Annotated in this window: 18 protein-coding genes; 9 read left to right on the top strand and 9 right to left on the bottom strand. The window is 62.6% G+C overall.

The genetic code is table 11. The features are described 5' to 3' along the window. Positions 1-128: 128 nt before the first annotated feature. The 6 genes from FEZ59_RS06415 to FEZ59_RS06390 all read left to right on the top strand — a co-directional run bounded on the left by FEZ59_RS06415 (position 129) and on the right by FEZ59_RS06390 (position 5,274). On the top strand, positions 129-1,019 hold the full coding sequence (locus tag FEZ59_RS06415) for an AraC family transcriptional regulator (protein ID WP_346343221.1): 891 nt from the start codon (positions 129-131) through the stop codon (positions 1,017-1,019). A 53-nt stretch (positions 1,020-1,072) separates the two neighbouring features. Beyond that, positions 1,073-2,044 (top strand): ABC transporter substrate-binding protein, encoded by a 972-nt coding sequence (locus FEZ59_RS06410; protein WP_172932435.1) that lies wholly within the window; start codon positions 1,073-1,075, stop codon positions 2,042-2,044. 54 nt (positions 2,045-2,098) lie between these two features. Then, complete coding sequence (locus tag FEZ59_RS06405; protein ID WP_019746349.1) at positions 2,099-2,821, top strand: GntR family transcriptional regulator; 723 nt, start codon at positions 2,099-2,101, stop codon at positions 2,819-2,821. Beyond that, positions 2,818-3,468: a sterol desaturase family protein gene (locus FEZ59_RS06400; protein WP_172932434.1), complete on the top strand. Its 651-nt coding sequence runs from the start codon at positions 2,818-2,820 to the stop codon at positions 3,466-3,468. The genes FEZ59_RS06405 and FEZ59_RS06400 overlap by 4 nt, the downstream gene beginning before the upstream one ends. Before the next feature lie 144 nt (positions 3,469-3,612). Next, positions 3,613-3,771: a hypothetical protein gene (locus FEZ59_RS06395; RefSeq protein WP_020905720.1), complete on the top strand. Its 159-nt coding sequence runs from the start codon at positions 3,613-3,615 to the stop codon at positions 3,769-3,771. A gap of 90 nt (positions 3,772-3,861) precedes the next feature. Beyond that, positions 3,862-5,274 (top strand): amidase, encoded by a 1,413-nt coding sequence (locus tag FEZ59_RS06390; protein WP_172932433.1) that lies wholly within the window; start codon positions 3,862-3,864, stop codon positions 5,272-5,274. 19 nt (positions 5,275-5,293) lie between these two features. On the opposite strand, the gene FEZ59_RS06385 is transcribed toward FEZ59_RS06390, so the two are convergent. Genes FEZ59_RS06385 through FEZ59_RS06365 form a run of 5 tightly spaced genes read right to left on the bottom strand, consistent with a single transcriptional unit; the run spans position 5,294 to position 10,952 of the window. Next, positions 5,294-7,492 carry an acyl-CoA dehydrogenase gene (locus FEZ59_RS06385; RefSeq protein WP_069146693.1) on the bottom strand — a complete coding sequence of 733 codons (2,199 nt, stop codon included), beginning with the start codon at positions 7,490-7,492 and terminating at the stop codon, positions 5,294-5,296. Between the two features lie 4 nt (positions 7,493-7,496). Continuing rightward, entirely contained in the window at positions 7,497-8,363 is an 867-nt protein-coding gene (locus FEZ59_RS06380) for an SDR family oxidoreductase (RefSeq protein ID WP_007735961.1), read from the bottom strand. Positions 8,364-8,404: 41 nt separating this feature from the next. Beyond that, positions 8,405-9,280: a MaoC/PaaZ C-terminal domain-containing protein gene (locus FEZ59_RS06375; RefSeq protein WP_021342394.1), complete on the bottom strand. Its 876-nt coding sequence runs from the start codon at positions 9,278-9,280 to the stop codon at positions 8,405-8,407. Between the two features lie 7 nt (positions 9,281-9,287). Further along, positions 9,288-9,719, bottom strand: a complete 432-nt coding sequence (locus tag FEZ59_RS06370) for an SRPBCC family protein (RefSeq protein ID WP_003944139.1) — start codon at positions 9,717-9,719, stop codon at positions 9,288-9,290. Between the two features lie 42 nt (positions 9,720-9,761). Next, positions 9,762-10,952: a lipid-transfer protein gene (locus FEZ59_RS06365; RefSeq protein WP_007735955.1), complete on the bottom strand. Its 1,191-nt coding sequence runs from the start codon at positions 10,950-10,952 to the stop codon at positions 9,762-9,764. A gap of 102 nt (positions 10,953-11,054) precedes the next feature. On the opposite strand from FEZ59_RS06365, the gene FEZ59_RS06360 reads away from it, so the two are divergent. Then, a complete protein-coding gene (locus FEZ59_RS06360) occupies positions 11,055-11,738 on the top strand; it encodes a TetR/AcrR family transcriptional regulator (RefSeq protein WP_172932432.1) in 684 nt (227 codons plus the stop codon). After that, positions 11,735-12,286 (top strand): GNAT family N-acetyltransferase, encoded by a 552-nt coding sequence (locus FEZ59_RS06355; RefSeq protein ID WP_021342391.1) that lies wholly within the window; start codon positions 11,735-11,737, stop codon positions 12,284-12,286. Before FEZ59_RS06360 ends, FEZ59_RS06355 begins: the two co-directional genes overlap by 4 nt. Here the strand turns inward: FEZ59_RS06355 and FEZ59_RS06350 are convergent. From FEZ59_RS06350 to FEZ59_RS06340, 3 genes are read right to left on the bottom strand one after another with little or no spacing between them, the layout of a single operon-like run. After that, complete coding sequence (locus FEZ59_RS06350; RefSeq protein ID WP_172932431.1) at positions 12,264-13,721, bottom strand: HNH endonuclease signature motif containing protein; 1,458 nt, start codon at positions 13,719-13,721, stop codon at positions 12,264-12,266. The genes FEZ59_RS06355 and FEZ59_RS06350 overlap by 23 nt on opposite strands. A gap of 35 nt (positions 13,722-13,756) precedes the next feature. Continuing rightward, positions 13,757-14,407 (bottom strand): DUF6308 family protein, encoded by a 651-nt coding sequence (locus FEZ59_RS06345; RefSeq protein WP_020968069.1) that lies wholly within the window; start codon positions 14,405-14,407, stop codon positions 13,757-13,759. Then, positions 14,400-14,990 carry a hypothetical protein gene (locus tag FEZ59_RS06340; RefSeq protein WP_020968068.1) on the bottom strand — a complete coding sequence of 197 codons (591 nt, stop codon included), beginning with the start codon at positions 14,988-14,990 and terminating at the stop codon, positions 14,400-14,402. The genes FEZ59_RS06345 and FEZ59_RS06340 overlap by 8 nt, the downstream gene beginning before the upstream one ends. Before the next feature lie 158 nt (positions 14,991-15,148). Here FEZ59_RS06340 and FEZ59_RS06335 point away from each other — a divergent pair, with 158 nt between their 5' ends. After that, a complete protein-coding gene (locus FEZ59_RS06335; protein ID WP_020905712.1) occupies positions 15,149-15,916 on the top strand; it encodes an SDR family NAD(P)-dependent oxidoreductase in 768 nt (255 codons plus the stop codon). Positions 15,917-15,972: 56 nt separating this feature from the next. Here the strand turns inward: FEZ59_RS06335 and FEZ59_RS06330 are convergent, their stop codons facing one another. After that, positions 15,973-18,300 carry an EAL domain-containing protein gene (locus tag FEZ59_RS06330; RefSeq protein WP_172932430.1) on the bottom strand — a complete coding sequence of 776 codons (2,328 nt, stop codon included), beginning with the start codon at positions 18,298-18,300 and terminating at the stop codon, positions 15,973-15,975. Positions 18,301-18,329: the final 29 nt, after the last annotated feature.

The following is an 18,329-nucleotide window of genomic DNA, read 5'->3' as shown; positions in this document are numbered from 1 at the left end:
AGGGCTACCTAAAATTACTCTCACCTGCACTGTTACGGTGAAGCGTCATGGCCAACCACTGTTTCGATCGAGCCATCGATACGCGCACCCCCTCGGTCGACGGCCGGAAGCCGGTACGTTCTTGGTTCGTGACGCCTTCGCGACAGGACTTCCCCGGCATCATGTTGTGGGGAGCGCCGACCCTGGAACCGTCGACGTGGAACGAGCCGGTGTCCACCCCGAACCGGATCGTCGCGGAGCCGTGGTCCGTCAGCACCATCCGGTTCAAGAGCACGGCAACTGGCGTCTGGGATTTCCATACCCACCGCGAACATGAACTGCTGTGGTCGGCAGGTGGGACCGTCACCCTCGAAGCGTCCGAACACCTCTGGATGGTTCCGCCGATGCTCGGCATCTGGATTCCTGCCGGCACTGCGCACCGCGTCCGCTCCGACGACGGCGCCGTCATCTTCGCGACGTACCTGACGCCGGATCGAATCGACACCGATTGGGACTCGATAGTCGGCATACCCATGACCGGTGCACTTCGGGAGGTGTTGTTACACAACGAGAACAACGCCATGCCCGACCTGAAGCGACTACGGCTACAGCAGGTGGCAATCGACCTCATCCATCCCGTTCAGGCCGCGAGTCTCGACATTCCGTTGCCGAGAACGCCTGACCTTCTTTCGATTGCCCAGCAGATCATCGCCGATCCGGCGGACGACCGCACCACTTCCGAATGGGCTCGCACCATCGGCGTGAGTGGTCGGACCTTGATGCGCCGCTTCCAGGCCGACACCGGCACGACGCTCACTCAATGGCGAATTCTGGTGCGCGTCCGCGTTGCATTGATCGAGATTGCCGCAGGCAAACCTGTCGTCGCCGTGGCCCGCGGCCTCGGGTATGCCAACCCTGGAACGTTCATCGACCTGTTCAGGCAGGTCATCGGCCACACCCCCGCCGCGTACTTCCGCTCGTTCTCACCTGTCATGAAACCGCATCAGAATGGCACCAAACCCGCACGGGTGACACGTTAGCGTTGTTAGGCAAGGCAAACCATGTTGCCCGAACACGTTGGAGAACACCACAGATGCACCACCGCCGCCGTTTTGCCAGGTCTATCGCGCTCGCGGTCGGCGCGATCCTGATCGGCACGCTCGCCTCGTGCAACTCGTCCGACGACCAGCCCTCGCCTTCGGCCGAGACCATCGACTACAGCTTCGCGGGGTACTCCGCCCAGATACCTGCCGACCCGCAGCGAGTGGTTGTCATCGACTCCCGGACGTCCCTCGAGTTCGCACTTCTCGCCGATTACCCGATCGTCGCCCTCGATTACGACGAGTCGAGCCATCTCGCATCCAAGGTCCCTGCCGATGCGGGGCATTTGGGCGGCAATCTCAGTAAGGAGGACGTGCTGAGCTACAACCCGGACCTGATCCTCATCTCCGTCGGCTGGTACGAGAGCTACAAGTCACAGAACCTCACTTTCGAGGACATCGCACCGGTTCTGGTGATCCAGGACGGCAGCTCGCCCGACAAGGAGACCGAATCACTCGGCGGGCCTCTGGGATTCATGGGCGAGCAACTGGCACTACTGGGCAAGACCGCCGCCGCCTCGGCAGCACAGGCGCGGTACGAAGCCGCTCTCGCCACTGCCCGCGACGACGTCGGTTCCGTCGCGCAGACCAAGACGATCGCCTTCGTATCGCTGATCGAGGACAAGTTCTTCGTGTTCAACACCCCGAACAACCTGACCGTCGACGTAGCGTCGTCACTCGGTTACACGATCTTGTCCAACGACGCGATCACCGCCGCTCAGTCGGCCGCGATCGGCGGCTACAGCGCCGAATTCGGTTGGGAGAATGCGGATGTGCTCGCCGACGCCGATGTCGTCGTCGCCCAGAATCTCGACTCCTGGCCGGGCAACCCGGCGTGGGATCGTGTTCCAGCCGTGGCCGCCGGCAATGTTGCACCGCTCGACTACGACGACAAGGTGGGATTCGCACTCACCTACACGGACTTCCTGAACAAGTTGGCGGACACCACTCGCAACCTGCAGTGACGCTAACTGGTCATACCACTTGACCTCTCACCAGTTAGAGTTTACGGTCGGTACATGTTCCAACCCGTTGCACGTACCTCCGCTTCCGGCGCAGTGTTCGACCAGATTTCAGTGAAAGTACTGGCCGGAGAGTTGGCCGCGGGTGAGGCGCTACCCAGCGAGCGCAAGCTCGCCGAGGCATTCGGTGTCTCGCGGCCCGCAGTCCGCGAGGCAATTCAGAAGCTCGCCCAGGCCGGGCTCGTCGAGGTCCGCCAGGGCGAGTCCACGTCCGTGCGAGATTTTCGACGCCAGGCCGGACCCGAACTTCTCCCCCAGTTGTTGGTTCGAGACGGCGTCCCCGACCTGACCGTGGTGCGCAGCGTCCTGGAAACTCGCGAGTTGATGGGACCGCAGATCGCGGTGCTGGCCGCCCGTCGCATCTCCGCGGAATCTGCCCGAGAACTCGACACGGCCGTGGATCAACTAGGCGCCACCGAAGATCCGGTAGAGCTGCAAGACCGCGCTCTGGCGTTCTGGGACGTCGTCGTCGACAGCGCGGATTCCATTGCCTTCCGTTTGATCTTCAACAGCCTGCGCGCTGCATACGAACCGGCCATGACTGCACTTGCCTCCGTCATGGTCGCCGAAGTCGGCCAGACCGACCTGTATCGAAAACTGGCCTCCGCCATCACTTCACACGACGAGTCAACTGCCGAGGCGTCAGCCGCACAGCTCCTTCACACCGGTACGACGGCAATCGGCGATGCTCTCACCTTCCTGGAAGGACTGAAACCATGAGCAAGCCTCTCACTCTGGCCGACGCAGCACGGACGTTCCGCAAGTCACCGACGCCGTGGATGATCGGCACCATGTTGGTGGTCGCCGCGGCAGCGCGCTTCACGCTGGGCAACTGGCAGATCACCGACGCCCTTGTTCCGCTCGTGATGCTTGCCGCATTTCCCTTCGTGGAGTGGATTATTCACGTCTTCGTTCTCCACTGGAAGCCGCGGACCATTGCCGGCGTCACCCTCGATTCACGCCTGGCGCGCAGCCATCGGGAGCACCATTTCGCCCCGCGAACCGTCTCACTCATCTTCATTCCGTGGCAGACGCTCCTGATCGTGATTCCCGTCCTGACTGCCGTCGCACTCCTGGCGTTTCCCCGCGTCGAACTCGGTCTGACCTTCCTGACCTGCATTTCCGTACTCGGCCTCGGCTACGAGTGGACTCATTTCCTCATCCACAGTGACTACAAGCCGAAAACTGCTCTCTACCGGTCGGTTTGGCGCAACCATCGCAACCATCACTTCAAGAACGAGCACTACTGGTTCACCGTCACCACCGCGGGAACGGCCGATCGCGTACTGGGCACGTACCCCGATCCAAAATCCGTCGAGACGTCCCCGACAGCCAAGAATCTGCACGGCACCGCGTCGAAGCTGTGAAGAAACGCCGATTCCTGGCCCCTAGCTGGCAATGAACTTGAACTTGACTGTGTATCAGTGATTTTCGTTGAAACCCACCCGAACCGTGCTTAGTGTCGATGGAGTCAGAAGTTCGAAAAACGCTGTAACCGAAGGACACAACACATGTTCAACGATGTATTCAACAACGTCATCCACCCGATGGTCACGAACTTCCAGCAGTTGGGTCCCCAGCAGTTCATTCCTCAGCAGTTCATCCCTCAGGGCCTGTTCCAGCAGGCACCGCAGGCAGCAGAGCAGGCTGTGACGATCTTCGGTAGCTGATACCGCAATCCACAGATAGCGCCACTCAGGGGTCGTCCGTCCAATATGCTGGACGGACGACCTGAGTGCCTCCGCCTGACAAGGATCCCCATGAGCCCCAACACCCCCGTCCACGCATTCACCGATGACGCCCTGGGCGATCTCGACGCCACCGGCGTCGCCGCCCGGATCGAATCAGGCGAGGTGACCGCACGGGAAGTCATGGAGGCGTCGATCGCGCGCGCCGAGGCAGTGCAGGGGCAATTGAACGGTTTGGCCTGCACAGACTTCGATCGCGCCCTTGCCAGGAGCAACCGGCCGGCCGCGGGCATCTTCGCCGGCGTCCCCACCGCGATCAAGGACAACACCGACAGCGCCGGCCTTCCCACCCAGCAGGGCAGCACCGCCTTCACAGCAGTCCCCGCCAAGGCTGACAGCGATTTCGCGAATCAGTTCCTCTCCACCGGGGCCATTTCGATCGGCAAGACCCGACTGCCCGAGTTCGGATTCAGTGCGTCCACCGAGTACATGACGGAAGAACCCGTGCACAACCCGTGGAACCCGGCCTACTCGTCGGGCGCTTCCTCGGGTGGCGCTGCTGCACTGGTTGCTGCCGGAGTCCTCCCGATCGCGCACGCCAACGACGGTGGTGGATCGATTCGCATTCCCGCCGCTGCCTGCGGACTGGTCGGACTCAAACCCACTCGCGGCCGTACCATCGCCGATCCGGCCGACAAGTCGATGCCGATCCGGCTGATCTCTCAGGGCGCCGTCACCCGCACGGTTCGCGACACCGCACGATGGATGTCAGCGGCCGAAAGTTACTACCGCAATCCACGACTCGCACCGGTTCGCCTGATCGAAGGACCCAGCTCAACCCGCCTGCGCGTCGGCGTGATCACCGATTCCGTGACGGTCACCAAGACCGACGACGAGACACGCAAGTCCGTCGAAGCTACGGCTGAACTCCTTGCCGGCCTTGGCCATCACGTCGAGGACGCGGCATTGCCCGTCGGACCGGAATTCATCGACGACTTCAGCATCTACTGGGGCTTTTTGTCGTTTGCCATCTCCACCGGTGGCAAACAGATGCTCGGGCCCGACTTCGACAAGTCCGGCACCGACAATCTCACGAAGGGCCTCTACACGCTGTACCGGAAGAACCTGGTGAAGACGCCGCGCGTGCTCTACCGCCTGCGACGGCTCCAGCAGCAGTACAGCGCCATGTTCTTGAAGTACGACGTCGTGCTCTCGCCGGCCCTGGGGCACACCACCCCCGAACTCGGATACCTCTCTCCCGCTCAGCCTTTCGAGGAACTCTTCGACAAGTTGATCGCGTACACATCGTTCACGCCGCTGAACAACATCTCCGGTGGTCCCGCGATTTCGCTACCGATGCACCAGACCAGCAACGGTTTGCCGTTGGCTTCGCATTTCTCCGCCGATCTCGGCGACGAGCGCACGCTCCTCGAATTGGCCTTCGAACTGGAAGAGGCTCAGCCCTGGAGAAGAATCCAGGACTGAGCCTCACCGGTCAATACCCTCAGTCTCGCGGCAATCCGAGCATGCGCTCACCGATCACGTTGAGTTGCACCTCGGTTGTGCCGCCGTAAATGGTGGTGGCACGGCCCGAAATGAGCTGCTCCATCGCCTTGTCGCTTGGCTGACCTGGGATGCTGACCGCTCCGGCAGCACCCAGTTCGGCGACGACGAACTCGGCGATCGACTGGCTGATCTTCATCGCCAACAGCTTGCCGACGCTCGACGTCGTACTCACGTCGATTCCCGAAAGTTGCTTGAGCACAACGCGGGAGCCGATGAGGTCGATCGCCTGACTCTCGGCCACCAGCTCGCCGACGCGGTAGCGCCCGATCGGGCTCAGGTCTGCCGACTTCGCGAACTTCAGCAGATCGGAGTCCGAGGCGTACGCCTCCATCTTCTGGCTCAGGGCGACGCGCTCGCCGGCCAGCGTCGTACGTGCGACGTTCCAGCCGTCGTTGACCTCGCCGACCACGTTCTCGTCGGGGATGAACACGTCGTCGAGGAACACCTCGTTGAACAACGCCGAACCCGTCATCTCACGCAGCGGGCGGACGGTGATGCCCGGTGTCGACATATCGAGCACGAAGTAGGTGATGCCCTGATGCTTCGGCTTGGTGGCGTCCGTACGGGCGATCAGCATTGCCCAGTCGGAGAACTGCGCAACCGTGGTCCAGATCTTCTGACCGGTGATCTTCCAACCGCCGTCGACCTTTTCGGCCTTCGTGGACAATGACGCGAGGTCGGAACCAGCACCGGGCTCACTGAAGAGCTGGCACCACACCAGCTCACCCTGCAGGGTCGGTATTGCCAATTCCTGCTTCTGCTTGTCCGAACCATGCGCTACGACGGCCTGCACGGCCCAGGTGCCCATCAGGAGCTGCGGCATCGAGATACCCGCAGCCTTGATCTCCTGGGAGATGACGATCTGCTCTAGCGGAGCGGCGCTGCGCCCGTACGGCTTCGGCAGGTGAGGCTGAACCCAGCCGCCGTCGCCGAGTGCGATCAGCTGGTCGTCCTCGTCGAGATCGACCAACTGGGCAAGCTCAGCCGCAATGTCTCCGCGGATCTCCTCTGCCTCGGGCGGCAGTTCGAGAACCGAAGCCCGGCTGACACCGTCAAGTGCCTGCTGCGCAACACGATTGGCGCGATCCTCGCGAGTACCGAGAATGCCGCGGATCGAGAGCGCGCGACGGTAGTACAGGTGGGCGTCGTGCTCCCACGTGAATCCGATGCCGCCGTGGACCTGCACACAATCCTGCGCTACCTGCACTGCGGCGTCCGGCACGATGACTGCGGCGATATCGGCGGCAAAATCTGCCGTGTCGTCGCCCTTGTCCAATGCGCTTGCCGCATCCCACACAACGGCGCGTGCCTGCTCGAGCGCAATGCCCATCTGCGCACACTTGTGCTTGACACCCTGGAACTGGCCGATGGGTCGCCCGAACTGCACGCGTGTCTTGGCGTACTCCGACGCAGTGGAAACACACCAGGACATGACGCCGACGTCTTCGGCGCCGAGAACGACTGCGGCAATGGACCGTACCCGCGCCTCGGTGAGACCGTCGAGTATCCGTTCGGCGCTGATCTGAACATTGTCAGCTTCGATCCGCGCACTGCCGCGCAGCACGTCGATGCTGTCCTGCACGGTGATCGCGACTGCGCTGCTCTCGAGCACCGCGTAGCGGACACCCTCGGGCAACTGGATCGGGACCAGCAGCACGTCGGCATGTTCACCACCGAGCACACCGTCGAGTGCGCCCGTGATCTTGTATCCGCCGTCCGACGACTCGGCCGTCAACGGTGCACCCAAGGCGACTGCTGCTGTACGACTTCCGTCGATCAGGCCCGGCAGGAACTCGGGTCCCGCCTTGGAATCAGCGGCGCCGAGAACGGCGCTTGCCAATACCGTCGGAACAAACGGGCCGGGAGAGACAGTGCGGCCCAATGCTTCCAGTGCCACCGCCAAGGTCAGCAGACCGGCGCCGTGACCACCTTGTTCTTCCGGAACCGCGAGCCCGAGAAGGTCTTGCCCGACCAGTGCCGTCCAGAACTCGGGGAACTTGTCCTCGGTCCTCGACTCCACCGCCGCGCGCACCTGCTCGGTGGTGATGGTGCGCTCGGCGAATGACCGCACCGAATCTGCGAGTGCGGTGTGCTCCTCACTCAGCCCGAGGCCGAGTTCGTATGCGTTGCGTGCCATGCGCTTACAGACGTTCTGCGAGGTCGGCGGTGGTCCAGGGACCCTCGCTCTCGATGGTGTTCACACCGTGCCAGCCGGCGAGTTCCGTGATGGCCCCACCCTGAACGGCATACACCTTGCCGGTCAGCTTGCAATCCGCTGCCGCTAGATAGGCCACCAGCGGGGAGATGTTGGACGGCGCAAACGCGTCGAACTCACCCTCGGGGACCTCGGCGGCGAACAACGCGCCCATACCGGGTGTCGCCAGCGTCAGTCGAGTACGCGCGATCGGCGCAATTGCGTTGACGCGCACACCGTATCGATCGAGCTCGTCTGCGGCCACCAGAGTCAGGGCTGCGATGCCCGCCTTGGCGGCGCCGTAGTTGCCCTGGCCCGCGTTGGGCATGAAGGTACCCGAAGCCGAAGCGGTGTTGATGACCGAAGCGTTGACGGTCTCGCCTGCCTTGCTCTGGTCCTTCCAGTACGCGGCAGCGTGGTGCAGCGTCGCTGCGTGACCCTTGAGGTGCACGGCAATGACTGCATCCCACTGGCTCTCGTCCATGCCGGCAATGAAGGCGTCACGGAGAATGCCCGCGTTGTTGACCAGTACGTCGAGTCGGCCGAACTCGCTGACGGCCTGCTTGACGAGGCCCTCGGCGCCGTCCCAGGTGGCGATGTTGTCGGTGTTGGCAACGGCCTTACCGCCTGCAGCGACGATCTCGTCGACTACCTGCTGCGCCGGGCCGGCATCTGCGCCCGATCCGTCGTTTGCGCCGCCGAGATCGTTGACCACGACGCTCGCACCCTCACGAGCGAAGAGCAGCGCATGCTCACGGCCGATGCCGCGTCCTGCTCCGGTGATGATCGCTACGCGACCGTCGAGACTTCCCATCAGTTCAGATTCCCATCAGTTCAGTTGTCGGACATGAAGACTCATTTGTCGGCGATGACCGCGAGGCCGTCCTTGATGACGAGGTCACCGACCGCGCTGGTTTCGTACGAGTACGACGTGGCTCCGTCTGCCGAACCCGACTTGTGGAACACCGTCTCGATGTCCTGTGTCGGGAGTACGGGTTTCGCGAATCGCACTGCGAGACGGCGCAACCGCTCGGTCTCGCCGCCTGCCAGTTCGGTCAGGGCTCCCCACGACGTGAACGCCATCGTGCACAGTCCGTGGTTGATGATTCCGGGGAGACCGGACATCCGAGCGATCTCCTCGTCGAGGTGAATCGGCATCGGATCGCCGGAAGCCGGTGAGTACCGGAATGTCTGGTCCTCGTCGATGTGCTGGTTCACCACCGCTGCGGGACTACCAGCGCGAAGAGCGTCGTCGAATCGGTGTTCGGGAGCCTTCTCGCCAAGTCCGGGGCCCGCGTCGACCTTGCGGAAGAAGGCCGTCATCCACTGCTCGTTGACCAATTCACCCTTGTCGGTTTTGGTTTCGACGTAGATGACGACGGTGGATCCGTTGTCTCGGCCCTCGAATCCGATGGGCTTGGCACGAGCGACAAGGTGGTCACCGGGGTAGATCGGACGGTGGAACAGGAAGTCCTGCTCACCGTGAACGAGCTTCATCAGCAGTTCGACCGGCGCCACCGACAGCGCAGCGGGTGCCATCGACATGAAGACGGGTACCACCGCGAAGACCGGTGGAGCGATCTCGCCCTTCAGGTGTCGCTCGATGGGATCGTTGGTGGCAGCGGCGTATTCAGCGATGCGCTCGGCTGTCACCTCGAAGTGCTCCGGGTCGGTCCATACGTCCAGCCCGGACGTATCGAATTCGACCGCGTTGGTCTTCGGTGTCGTCATTGAGCCGTTACCCGACCAGCTCGGCGAACTTGGCCAGCGAGGCCTCGAGATCAGCCTTGGCGTTCTTGGCTACTGCCTTGCCGATCGGCCCGACGATCATGGTGCCCTTGAAGCTGGCGTCGACGGTTGCCTTCGAACCGGCACCGTCGGCCTCGACCGAGAGAACGAATTCGACGGTGACGCCGGCCATTCCGGTACCGGCAATCTTGACCATCTTCGGAACCTCGACCTCTTCGACGGTCCACTCGATCTTGTTGGCCATACCCATCACGGAGACGACCTCGGTGAACTTGGCGCCCAACGCAACCTCGGTGGGGAGTTCACTCTTCCAGCCCTGGTGAATGGTGAGCCACTCTTCCCAGCGAGACAGGTCGGAGAGCGCATCCCAGGTCTTCTCGGGGGATGCGGGCAGTACAGCGGAGACGGAAACGGAAGCCATGATGAAACTCCTAGTGGGTAGCTGGCGGGTTGTGGGTGTGATTCAGCGTGCGTAGGGCTTGTATGCGGTCACGACAACTGCGCCGCCGAGTCCGATGTTGTGCTGGAGAGCGACCTTCGCGCCGTCGACCTGACGCTTGTCGGCGGTTCCGCGGAGCTGCCAGGTGAGTTCGGCGCACTGGGCGAGGCCGGTTGCGCCGAGGGGGTGCCCCTTGGAGATGAGGCCCCCGGACGGGTTGACCACCCAGCGTCCGCCGTAGGTGGTGTCGTCGGCGTCGACGAGCTTGCCGCCGTCACCTTCTGCGCACAGTCCGAGCGCCTCGTAGGTCAGCAACTCGTTGGTGGAGAAGCAGTCGTGGAGTTCGATGACGTCGACGTCGTCGGCGGTGATCCCGGCCTGCGCGTACACCTTCTCAGCGGCCTTACGGGTCATGTCCGCGCCGACGAGGCTGATGGCGCTCTTGTCCTCGAAGGTGCTGTTCATGTCGGTGACCATGGCCTGCCCGACGATCTCGATCGCCTGAGCAGCGAGCCCGTGCTTCTCGACGAATGCTTCGCTGGCGATGATTGCCGCGCCGGATCCGTCGGACGTGGGCGAGCACTGAAGCTTGGTGAGCGGGCCGTGGATCTGGCGTGCTTCGAGGATCTGTTCGAGGGTGTACTCGTCCTGGAACTGGGCGTACGGGTTGTTCAGTGAGTGCTTGTGGTTCTTGACCGCGATCTTCGCGAACTGCTCTGCAGTGGTTCCGAAGCGTTCCATGTGCTCGACGCCGGCCGCGCCGAACATGTACGGAGCGGGCGGCATCGCGAACTCCTGCAGCTCGGCGAGAGCGAGGAGGTGCCGCATGAGTGGCTGTTCACGGTCGTCGTAGGTGGATCCGAGGGACCCGGACTGCATCTTCTCGAAGCCCAGCGCCAGTGCGCAGTCGGCCTGACCACTCTTGACAGCCTGCGTGGCGAGGTACAGCGCGGTCGATCCCGTCGAACAGTTGTTGTTGACGTTGACGATGGGGATGCCCGTCAGACCGAGCTCGTAGACAGCGCGCTGACCTGCGGTGGACTCGCCGTAGACGTAACCGACGTATGCCTGCTCGACCTCGGTGTAGTCGATACCCGCGTCTTCGAGCGCCTTGGTACCCGACTCGCGTGCCATGTCGGGGTAGTCCCACTCGCGGGCTCCCGGCTTCTCGAACTTCGTCATGCCGACGCCGACGACAAAAACCCTGTTACTCATTGCCACTCCTGAAGAGAACGGTATCTGTGTGTGACACGCTGTCCCACCAAAGTATGTGAGACATCTTGTCCAGTCAATGGCCGGGTGAGTATCGTTCGATTTATGACAAAAACAGCCGAGTCGGCGCAGCCCGACGGGCGCAGCACTCGCTGGAACGATCACAAGGAGCAGCGCAAAGCGCGGATCCTCGACGCAGCCCTCGATGCAGTCAACGAAGGTGGCGCCGACGTCGGCGTCCAGCAGATCGCCGAGCGCGCCGACGTCCCCCGTTCCGTTGTCTACCGGATCTTCAAGGATCGAGCCGACCTCGACGAGCAGCTACGAGTTCGCATCCTCGAGATGATGATGACCGACCTGGCACCCACCCTCACGCCGCAGGGTACGGTCGGCGAGGCTATCTCGCGGGCAGTCGAGACTTACCTCCAATGGATTGTGAAATACCCACGGCTACACCACTTTTTAGGCAAGGGCTCGCCGAGCACGCGGGCCACCGGTTCGAAAGTGGTGACCGGAACCAAGACGGCCATCGCCGTGCAATTGGGGAACCTGTTGGGTGCGATCCTCGCCAGCCGCGGCAAATCGTCGAAGATGGCGGAGCCCTTGGCTTTCGGCGTCATCGGATTGGTCGACGTCAGCGTCAACCGTTGGCTCAGCCAGCCGGGTTCCGATGTGACCAGTGCGGAATTGGCCGAGTTCCTCGGGCGCTCCATCTGGCAGGTTCTGGACGGCAATCTTCGGAGCATCGGCGTCGACATAACTCTGTCGACTCCGATCGCCGACCTGTGACAGTTACCGAACTACCCTGGGCACTCGACGGACGTGGACTTCAACTGATCCGGGTTCCACCGCTCGCCCTACACGCGCTGGGTGAAGACAACGCCACTCTCGCAATGGAACTCGAACCCAACCTCCTGACCCCGTATCTCCTCGGCGAAGAATGCCAGGGCTTGTGGCGCTACCGGAGCACGCAGATAACCGGGAACCCACTCGACAGCGCGTGGATCACCCGCATCGCCGTCGATGCCCGCACCTCGACGCCGGTGGGGTTGGCCGGATTCCACGGTCGCCCCGATGCGCGCGGGATGGTGGAGATCGGATATCGCATCGATCCGGCATTCCGGCGACTGGGCTACGCACGAACTGCCCTCGAGATACTTCTCGACGTCGCGAGTCGCCAATCCGAAGTGCACATCGTTCGAGCGACCATCAGCCCGGACAACATCGCATCGCGAAATCTGATCAGCCAGTACGGTTTCAACGAAGTCGGTGAGCAGTGGGACGAAGAAGACGGTCTGGAGACCATCTTCGAAGTCAGCGCTTCTCCGGAACCGTGACAGCCGTCAACCCGCTGGTTTGATCGGTCCAGTGAATGGCACGATCCTCCAGCATTACCGGCGTCCACAACCTGTAGGTCTTCACCTGATGGTGATGACGACACAGGCATTGGAGGTTGCTCGCAATGGTCCACCCACCGCGTCTCGGATCGGAAGGATCGAACTCGGTGATGTGGTCGAGTTGGCACCTGCTCGCGGGCACCGAACAGCCAGGAAATCGGCAGTGACCGTCGACGGCCCGCACCAATGCGGCCAGAGCCGCTCCCGGAGCATAGGTCAGCGCGCCGGGAGGTGGATCGGGCTGGGCGCCATGCCCATCCGATCTTCGAACTATGTCCGGGGCTCGCGCGACCAACCGTTGCATCGCCCGAATCCGATCTCCGCAGCCTTTCGGTTCGCGACTCAAGCGATCACGTCGGGTGACAAGCGGCAGGACAGTCGGAGCATGTTGCCGACGCGGTCGATTCCCGGCGGCCTGAGAGCGAAAGTCGACAAACAGTGCCTGCCAAGTGGAATCGGCGGCAAGCTCGCGAGCAAAGTCGGGATCGATTGGCCCGTACCCGTCGATACTCGCGGGATCTGACGTCAACCCGAGGAGCGTCGCCAGATCGCACACGATGTGCAGCAACGGCTTCCGACGTGAGGGCGCAGTTGATCGACCTGATGGGGATGCTGCCTCGCACGTTTCGCTGCCACACTGGCAAGTCAGCCCGTTCTCACCGTGCAGGAGAGCAACCAGCGCGTCGGCCCGGCGCGTCGAGGCATTTCGTGGATCGTGGTTGCAGACGCTTCCGGCGGCCTCGTTGATCAGGCCAAGCGCTTCGACAGCCTCGTTCGCGCTGAGTGTTGCCTGCAACTGGGCGAGTCCGTGACGGTCTGCACGCGTGCGAACATCGCGGTGTTCCAGCATTTTCCGGCGACGTTCGGCGGCAGCGTCCGGATCGTAGGCAATGAGCTGACGTTCAATGTCGCGCTCCAGTTGCCCGGGCGGAAGACGGTGCGCCGAGGCAAGTACCCGGCGCTCGAGTGCTGCGATCGCCTCGGGGTCGACCCCGGTGAGTCCGTCGACAATCTTGCGCACGCGCGCATAGTCCAGCTCGCCGGCAGAAAATGCGGCCTTGGTGAGCGGAAGGAACTCGCGCAAGGCGTCACCGATCTCGATGTGAACTTCGGCTGTGCGCCGCGAACACGTGAGCATGACCGCGATCTCGTTGCACGCGATCCGCCACGCCTTGTCGACATCACCGGACACGTCGAGTTCCGCATTGAATCTCGACTCCGACAACATGGACGCACCGAGCACCTTCTGTGCGGCCAGCATGTTCTCGCTCTGCGCCGTTGCAAAGAGCATGTCCGGCAGCACGAGTGGATCGACGACAGGACGGTCGTCATCTACGACTGCCCCCACACCGCCCGTCGATCCATTATCGAACATACATTCGACACTAGACCTGCCCACCGACAAGAAAGCTAGAGTGCCGGTTTGTATCCCTTACCCTGCATCCAGGCGAGCACATCCAGCACCCGGATCGCCGGAATGGCATCGTCCAGTCCGGCCCGAACTCGCAAGTCGAGCAATCGCACGTGTAATTCTCCGTCGTGCAAGGCCTCTCGTACCGGTTCCAGATGGGCAGCCTTCGTTCCCAACTCCCGCCCGATGACGTCGTCGTAGATCGGGTAGAGCCGCGGACGCTTGCGTGCGATCAGTTTGGACGCCATGGTTCGCCCGACGCCGTGAATCTCTCGAAGCGCCGTCTCCAACCGCCACACCGGAGATTCCGGAGTGAAGGGATCGGGTTCGTTCGACAGATCGCGATCGGGGCCCACGTCGGCCAGGAGTCGGTTCAGTTCGGCATTGTTCTCCCCGAGCAGGAAGAAGGCCCCTTGCGCCGGAACCTGAACCGACAGAAGCGTCACCGCAACAAGATCTTCCGCGGTAAAGATGTTCGCATCACGATCGCGGTTGCCACTGGGATCCCAGGAATCCCACAGCGCACCGGTACGGAGATAGCCCGTCTTTCGGAGCGGCCTCGTGAAGTATTCCTGCAGCACGTCGACCGCGCCGGCATCGTCCCCGTCTCGCAGCACACGCGGGAGGCGGATGGGCAACTGATCAACCATGGTCGAGCGACCTTTCCAGTACATATTTGGCGAACCCGGAGTTGTGATATTGCCGAAATGGGCCCTTGCCCTTGGCAACAAGATGCTCCGCGAGTGGACGTACCGTCGTCACGTCGACAGGCAGTAGGGCGAACTGTTCCAACGCATCCGAGTCCTCGAGACTGCAGTCGATCACGGTCCCGTCGCCGTCGGCGGACGCCAACTCGGTGCGTCTGATGGCGACCAGATCGTGCTTGGCATCGAGTTCTTCGATGCTGCAACCGGTTCGCGATTCCAGTGCCGAACTGGATACGTACACGGACATGACGTGCTCGATCGGCTTACCGCCGACCAGATGGCACTCGACGCTCAGAATCTCCATCGGACCGATGTTGAGTGTGAACAAGCGATGGCGCTCCGCCGATCGATTTGTCGACGGCAGGCAACTGATCGTCCACTGTTCGATCTCGACGGCGGCCGGCGCATCGAACGCGTAGGAGAGAACCTCGGCAATCAGCTCGGCAAGATCTTCGAAGAGCGGGTCGCGCTGCAACCGCTCGAAATTCTCGACAGAAGCGGCGGGACGCACAGGCGCCTTGCTCACGCAGGTCCCCTCTCGTCCGGTGCTTTGCTCTCAGACCTCGCGTCCAAGGTACCCAGCCCTACGCGGGTCTCGCGCGTTCGCCCTCACATACACCCTCGCGTTATGGTTCTCGACACGCACCACCGCCTTACCGATCGCTAACTCGAGGAGCACACGAAGTGGAAATCAAGGGAACCGCAGCACTGGTCACCGGAGCGGCATCAGGCCTCGGCGCCGCAACAGCCAAGCGCCTCGCCGACGCCGGCGCTACCGTCTTCGGCCTGGATCTGCCCGCGTCGATCGAGCGCGCAGGCGACAACGTCCCCGCCGGCGTCACCCTCATCCCCACCGACGTGACCAGCGGCGAAGACGTCGAAGCAGCGATCAACCAGATCGTCGAGTCGGGCTCGCCGCTGCGTATCGTCGTCAACTGTGCCGGTGTCGGCTGGGCCGGACGCATCCTGTCCAAGAAGGGTCCGCACGACCTCGAGCTGTTCCGCACGGTCATCACCGTCAACCTGCTCGGCACCTTCAACGTCATGCGCCTCGCGGCCGACGCCATCTCCAAGACCGAGGCCGTCGACGAGTCCGGCCAGCGTGGCGTCGTCATCAACACCGCTTCCGTTGCTGCCTTCGAAGGACAGATCGGCCAGATCGCGTACTCCGCTTCCAAGGGCGGAGTGCACGGCATGACTGTTCCGGCTGCCCGTGACCTCGCGCAGTTCGGCATCCGCGTCAACACGATCGCCCCCGGCATCATCGACACCCCGATGCTCGCAGGCGTCACCGACGAGTACCGCAAGGGCCTCGAGGCCGGCGTTCCGTTCCCGTCCCGCCTGGGCCAGCCGTCCGAGTACGCGCAGCTCGCGCAGATGATCGTCGAGCACGACTACCTCAACGGCGAGACCATCCGCATGGACGGCGCTCTCCGCATGGCGCCGCGCTAACTTCCCTGCTGTGCGCCTTTATTAACCGCCCGCGGTTAATAAAGGCGCACGGTTTGTCAGAACGAATGAAAATACCCACCGCTGGATTGGGCAGTTGCGCTGAGGTACTCGGCCACTTCCGTCGCCGGCATCGGTCGGCTGACGTAGTAACCCTGAACCAATTCGCAACCTGCGGTGAGCAAGAGCCTCAGCTGGTCGGCCGTCTCCACGCCTTCCGCCAATGACTGCATACCGAGCGCCTTCGCCACCTCGACCACCGAAGTGACAACTGCCGAATCACCCTCGCTCAGTTCGGTGATGAACGACCGGTCGATCTTGAGAATGTCCAACGGCAGTTTCTTCAAACTCTCGAAAGACGAATAGCCAGTTCCGAAGTCGTCCAGGGCAATCGCAATTCCGGTGGCACGCAGGCGATCCAGCTCGGCGACGGCAAGCTCCTCTACCGCTCCCGTCTCTGTGATTTCCAGCTGAAGCCGTTTGCTGGACAGACCGGATGCCTCCAGCGCATCGTTGACTGCTGATCCGAAGCCGGACGACATCAGTTGCACCGGAGAGACGTTTACCGTCACGTAGGTATCATCGGGCCAGGTCGTCGCTTCGGCGCAGGCCATGTGTAAAACCTGAAGCCCCAGCGGGACAATCAAACCCGTCTCTTCCGCGACATCGATGAAGATGCGCGGCGCAAGCACTCCCCGCACCGGGTGGTTCCAGCGAAGCAGTGCCTCGAATCCCTCGACGCGGCCGGTGTCCGCACGAACCTGCGGTTGGTAGTACAGCTCGAACTGCCGAGACTCGATCGCAAGCCCAAGCTCTTGCAGGGCCGATGCTCGTTCCCTGGCCCGCGCCCGCAGCGCCGGTGAGTATTTTCCGACCCGGTTCTTGCCGGCAGATTTTGCGGCATACAGCGCCAGGTCCGCGGACATGACAAGCGTGTCCGCGTCTTCGGAATCTGCCGGCGAGCTGGCATAACCGATCGATGCACGAACCTCGATGCGATTCCCCCGCACGAAGAACGGCTCACGCAGTGCACCCAGATAGCGAGCAAACACCTCGCCGCCGTCCCCTGTTCCCCGCAAGACGACGCCGAATTCGTCGCCACCGATTCGGGCGCACATGGCACCGTCGACCACCCGATTGAGCCGTGCAGCAACGGAAATCAACAGTTTGTCACCGACGGGGTGTCCTAACGTGTCGTTCACCGACTTGAAATTGTCCAGGTCGAGGATGCCGACAAGAACCTGCTCGCCGGTCCGGACAGCGCCGAGCGCGTCGGACAGCTCCGTGCCGAACGTCCGGCGATTCGGGAGCCCGGTCAGTCCGTCGGTTGCAGCGAGCCACAGAATTCGCCGCTCGTAGTTGTACTTCTCGGTGATGTCCGAGCCCACGCCTCGCCAACCCACGAACTCCATGGCCTCGGAAAGCCTGGGATGACCCGACAGAGACCACCATCGGTCGACGCCGCCGACACGAACGGGAATGACGACCTCTCGAAACGGCATGAGGCGGTCGAGGTGATCTCCGATGACGTGGACCGCGGCTCGTCCACTCTTCGTCGAACCGACGTCGAGCCAATCCAACAATCCGCGCAGCGACAGGGTTCGCAGGTCGGAGACAGAGACTCCCGAGATCTGCGACAGCCGAGCGGAGGTGTGCGACAACGTCCCGGTGGTGTCGACTTCCCACAGCCAATCGCGTGACCCGCCCTCGAAATCGTCGAGAAGCAAACTGACCGTCTGGCGCTCGGCAGCAGCCTCGAACTCGGCAAGACAACGACTTCGGAACGACGCCCACAGATAGACAACGCCGACGCACAGAATACTGATGTAGACAACGAGTTGAAACGAAAGGACGAAGTACTCGGCCGTCGCCCCGGCAAGCATGACGAATAACAATCCCAGGCCGTGCACCAGAATCCAGGCCAAACCCAGCGACCGAACAGTCGACAGCGCAACTGCACCGGCACCCACCACACCGGCGATGGTCGCGATCAGAACCAGCTTTCGTGAACCGTCTATCACCGGAAGCATCTCGGCCGCGAGGATCGTGTACAAAACACCCAGCAGTACCACTTCGAGCATGAGTGCCCAGTAGTCGTACCGGGTCGTGTGCTTGGGCGAATACCTCTCTCCCTGAATGGCCCTCGGCAGCCACACACGCACCGAATTGAGGATGACTGCGAGCGCTGCCGCTCCCCAGATCAGGCGGAACTCTTCGTGTGCCGGCGGCACGACATAGGCCAACAAAGCGCACGCACTGAAGAAATTCGCGACGTTGGCCAGCGGAGCTACCGTTGTCACTTGACGGACCTGGCGAGAGAAGAGGTCGCGCCGCTCGACGTCAGACAGTTCGGCGTCGCTCGCACTCGAAGTCAGCCTGCTCAGCATGCAACACCCTCCATCGTGGAGCCGACCAG

The sequence above is a fragment of the Rhodococcus sp. MS13 genome, from assembly GCF_013277835.1.
GTDB classification, from domain to species: Bacteria; Actinomycetota; Actinomycetes; order Mycobacteriales; family Mycobacteriaceae; genus Rhodococcus_F; species Rhodococcus_F erythropolis.
This window is presented reverse-complemented; position numbering and strand designations above follow the sequence as displayed.

Coding starts and splice junctions, on each gene's coding strand:
- FEZ59_RS06410 (WP_172932435.1), top strand. CDS start 1,073: ATGCACCACCGCCGCCGTTTTGCCAGGTCTATCGCGCTCGCGGTCGGC.
- FEZ59_RS06405 (WP_019746349.1), top strand. CDS start 2,099: ATGTTCCAACCCGTTGCACGTACCTCCGCTTCCGGCGCAGTGTTCGAC.
- FEZ59_RS06400 (WP_172932434.1), top strand. CDS start 2,818: ATGAGCAAGCCTCTCACTCTGGCCGACGCAGCACGGACGTTCCGCAAG.
- FEZ59_RS06395 (WP_020905720.1), top strand. CDS start 3,613: ATGTTCAACGATGTATTCAACAACGTCATCCACCCGATGGTCACGAAC.
- FEZ59_RS06390 (WP_172932433.1), top strand. CDS start 3,862: ATGAGCCCCAACACCCCCGTCCACGCATTCACCGATGACGCCCTGGGC.
- FEZ59_RS06385 (WP_069146693.1), bottom strand. CDS start 7,492: ATGGCACGCAACGCATACGAACTCGGCCTCGGGCTGAGTGAGGAGCAC.
- FEZ59_RS06380 (WP_007735961.1), bottom strand. CDS start 8,363: ATGGGAAGTCTCGACGGTCGCGTAGCGATCATCACCGGAGCAGGACGC.
- FEZ59_RS06375 (WP_021342394.1), bottom strand. CDS start 9,280: ATGACGACACCGAAGACCAACGCGGTCGAATTCGATACGTCCGGGCTG.
- FEZ59_RS06370 (WP_003944139.1), bottom strand. CDS start 9,719: ATGGCTTCCGTTTCCGTCTCCGCTGTACTGCCCGCATCCCCCGAGAAG.
- FEZ59_RS06365 (WP_007735955.1), bottom strand. CDS start 10,952: ATGAGTAACAGGGTTTTTGTCGTCGGCGTCGGCATGACGAAGTTCGAG.
- FEZ59_RS06360 (WP_172932432.1), top strand. CDS start 11,055: ATGACAAAAACAGCCGAGTCGGCGCAGCCCGACGGGCGCAGCACTCGC.
- FEZ59_RS06350 (WP_172932431.1), bottom strand. CDS start 13,721: ATGTTCGATAATGGATCGACGGGCGGTGTGGGGGCAGTCGTAGATGAC.
- FEZ59_RS06345 (WP_020968069.1), bottom strand. CDS start 14,407: ATGGTTGATCAGTTGCCCATCCGCCTCCCGCGTGTGCTGCGAGACGGG.
- FEZ59_RS06330 (WP_172932430.1), bottom strand. CDS start 18,300: ATGCTGAGCAGGCTGACTTCGAGTGCGAGCGACGCCGAACTGTCTGAC.